This window comes from Microcoleus sp., assembly GCF_049646505.1.
In the GTDB taxonomy this organism is placed as follows: domain Bacteria; phylum Cyanobacteriota; class Cyanobacteriia; order Cyanobacteriales; family Microcoleaceae; genus Microcoleus.
In genome coordinates this window covers 1-3,312 of sequence record NZ_JBARVX010000187.1, presented here as the reverse complement: position 1 = coordinate 3,312, position 3,312 = coordinate 1, and the positions used below count along the sequence as shown (strand labels likewise).

Sequence of the window (3,312 nt, the reverse complement as noted above, 5' to 3'; positions counted from 1 at the left end):
CGTATCTCTAAAATTTTCATTCCTATTGCATTCAAACAGCCAGTCATATCAAATCCGGTTGTATCAGAATGATAACTAATAGGTGGTAATATCGAATGAACCGCGAGGCACGCGAACGCGAAGTCATAGAAATCAGAAGATGTACGTCCTTTCTAACGCATTGCAAGCGTCTTCGCGGTTCGATCGTTCAGAGGCTACCGAACAGGATTTGATATCAATCTCCCACCAAAAATCTCTAACCAAAAATCCCAATTAACCAGTGATTATAGTCATCGATAACTACGACAGTTTTACCTACAATTTGGTACAGTATCTAGGAGAACTAGGTGCCGAGTTGCCCGCAGCCAGGGAAGTTCAAGTCTACCGCAACGATCAAATCTCCTTAGCAGAAATTCGACAATTGCAGCCAGCAGCCGTAGTGATTTCTCCAGGCCCTGGGCGGCCGGAAGATGCGGGAATTTCTCTAGAATTAATCAAAGAATTGGGGCCGACTATGCCAATTTTGGGCGTGTGTCTCGGACATCAAAGTATCGGTCAAGTATTCGGCGGCAAAATTGTTTCTGCACCAGTGTTGATGCACGGCAAAACTTCTCAGGTAGAACACGCAGGAGTAGGAGTTTTTGTGGGAGTGGAATCGCCGATGGTTGCAACTCGCTATCACAGTTTGGTAATTGAAAAGCAGAGTTGTCCAGAGGTTTTGGAAATTACGGCTTGGGTTGAAGATGGCACGATTATGGGCGTGCGCCATCGGGAATATCCGCACATTGAAGGGGTACAGTTTCACCCGGAAAGTATTTTGACTGCTTCGGGAAAGCAGTTATTGCGAAATTTCTTAGAAAGACTTTAAGAAGCAAGAAGGCTCTTCCGATCGCGCGTGCGGACTTATACCAATTTCATAAAGCAGCGCTAGATATTACCCCCCAACCCCCCCTTATTAAGCTATGCGTTATAAGGATCTTTCTTAACATTCCAGAGCGATCGCGATCGAGGCTATCAAACCCTTATTCCTCGATTGCCAATTCTCAATAAACGCAAGCTGTTTTCAATAAACAAAGTTGTTAAATTGTTTGGGCTTGTGTCAAAACTTATCTTAAAAGCCTTGCTGTACAAGGCTTTCAAAATTGTTAAGAAAGATGTTTATAAAGCATAGCTTATTAAGGGGGGGCTAAGACTTCATCCATAGCACATCTTTAGAAAAATGGTATTAAGTCCGCAAGCAAGCGTATGCAAGTCCGCACGCGCGCTCCATATTGTAGTGCTGTTAATTGATCGCACACAATATAAATCTCAAACCTAAAATCTCAAATCTAAAATCGACTCACTGTGTTTTGTGGTATAACAACAGACGACCAACACCCGACAACCGCAACCACAAGATGAAACGGCGACAATTAATACGTTACGCACAGACGGGTTTGCTAGCCGCTATAGCAACTGGTTTACCATCTGGATGGGAAAGCTATCAAGCTCAAACTGCTGATTCTTTATCGGTTCAGTGGTTGGGCCACACTTGCTTTTTGTTCGCCGGTGGCGGTGCGAGGGTGCTGGTGAATCCTTTTCGCCCCCTGGGCTGTACGGCTGGCTATCGTTCTCCCAAAGTGTCCACTGATTTGATTCTGATTAGCAGCAGATTGCTCGATGAAGGGGCGGTGGACGGATTTTCCGGCAATCCCGGCCTTTTGTATGAGCCTGGGGCTTATCGATCGAACGGGCTGCGGATTCAAGGGATTCGCACGGAAAAAGACCGGGAGGGCGGCAGGCGATTTGGGGTGAATGTGGCTTGGCTCTGGCAGCAAGCGGGTATTAAGATTTTACACTTGGGTGGAGTTGCTGGCGCGATCGGCATTGAAGAACAAATCTTGATCGGGCGGCCGGATGTGGTGCTGATTCCCGTGGGCGGCGGGCCGAAATCATACACTCCGGCGGAAGCGAAGCAAACTTTGCAGATTCTCAAACCAAAGATGGTGATTCCCACGCATTACAAAACCCAAGCCGCCGATGCAGCAGCGTGCGATTTAGTGCCGCTAGATGACTTCTTGGCGCTGATGGATGGTACGCCGGTGCGCCGATTGAATAATGACACGATTTCGATTAAACCCGCTGACTTGCCCCAAACTGGTTCGGTGATTGAGGTTTTGAGTTACCGATTTAGCACTTGACACTTTTTCGCTAAGTTTACGTTATATTAAGGGAGTTTTGGTGCGATCGAAAATCCCAGAAAATTTTCTCTATACGTTAGCCTTTGCAACCCGATCTTTTGGGGTAATTTGGCTAACACAAGTATTCATGTTCACTCTTTTATTCTCATAAGGAAATCTCAGCCCAATGAAAAATCAAAATGTACCTAGCTGGAGCAAAAAATTCACAGGTTTTGCAGGAGTAATTGGCGCTAGCGCGTTGATTGGTTTCCCGGCTTGGGCTCACATCAACCCCAATACAACTGTTGCTAATGCAGCTCAAACTCAACAACTTGCAGGAAATGTGAAACCCGCTGCTGCACCGGCATCAATGGCCGCTACTAAGGATATTGTTGCTATTGCATCTGGCGACGCTCAATTCAACACATTGACAAAGGCTTTGGGAGCAGCAGGTTTGGTGACAACTTTACAAGGAAAAGGCCCTTTCACTGTTTTTGCACCGACAGACGCGGCTTTTGCTGCTTTGCCAAAAGGAACTTTGGAAAATTTGCTGAAACCAGCTAACAAAGCCAAACTTGTTAAGATTTTAACTTACCACGTTGTTCCTGGTGCGGTTTTATCTACTAGCCTGAAGTCCGATGAAGTTACAACTGTTGAAAAGAGCAAACTGAAGGTTGAAGTTAAAGGTGGCAAGGTAAAAGTCGGCGGCGCTAATGTTGTGAAAGCTGATATCAAAGCTAGCAACGGCGTTATTCACGTAATTGACAAGGTTTTGATGCCGCCCGAGGGGATGTAGGATTAGCATTTTTTGCATTTTAATGTAACTGAATTTGAGGGAACGGGCAATTAACTAATCTCCCGCGATACCATCTTCGATCGATCTCAAATTGGTTCGTAGTGCGGACTAATACCAATTTCATAAAGTAGCGCTAGATATTACCCCCCCAACCCCCCCTTATTACGGGGGGGCTTCGGATTTGATCCACAGCACATCTTTAGAAAAATGGTATAAAGTCCGCTCTAAAACTGCAGAATAAAGTCTCCACGCGCGAACCGTTTATGCGTGTTATTGAGTAGCTGCAGGTACTGGCAAAAATGGCTGCCAACCTTGACCGCGATAGCTAAAATCGAAGATTTCGGGATGGATAATTTCTGCTAAAATTTCTAAGGAATC

General features: G+C 45.6%; 3 protein-coding genes. All 3 read left to right on the top strand.

Annotated features, from left to right (window positions below; all coding sequences use genetic code 11):
• Positions 1–259 precede the first annotated feature (259 nt).
• The 3 genes from WBA89_RS10345 to WBA89_RS10335 all read left to right on the top strand — a co-directional run bounded on the left by WBA89_RS10345 (position 260) and on the right by WBA89_RS10335 (position 2,934).
• Positions 260–847, top strand: coding sequence for an anthranilate synthase component II (locus tag WBA89_RS10345; protein ID WP_424406208.1), 588 nt, complete (start codon positions 260–262; stop codon positions 845–847).
• 529 nt (positions 848–1,376) lie between these two features.
• Positions 1,377–2,159: an MBL fold metallo-hydrolase gene (locus tag WBA89_RS10340; protein ID WP_424406207.1), complete on the top strand. Its 783-nt coding sequence runs from the start codon at positions 1,377–1,379 to the stop codon at positions 2,157–2,159.
• A gap of 166 nt (positions 2,160–2,325) precedes the next feature.
• A complete protein-coding gene (locus WBA89_RS10335; protein WP_424406206.1) occupies positions 2,326–2,934 on the top strand; it encodes a fasciclin domain-containing protein in 609 nt (202 codons plus the stop codon).
• The last annotated feature ends 378 nt before the right edge of the window (positions 2,935–3,312 follow it).

Coding starts and splice junctions, on each gene's coding strand:
- WBA89_RS10340 (WP_424406207.1), top strand. CDS start 1,377: ATGAAACGGCGACAATTAATACGTTACGCACAGACGGGTTTGCTAGCC.
- WBA89_RS10335 (WP_424406206.1), top strand. CDS start 2,326: ATGAAAAATCAAAATGTACCTAGCTGGAGCAAAAAATTCACAGGTTTT.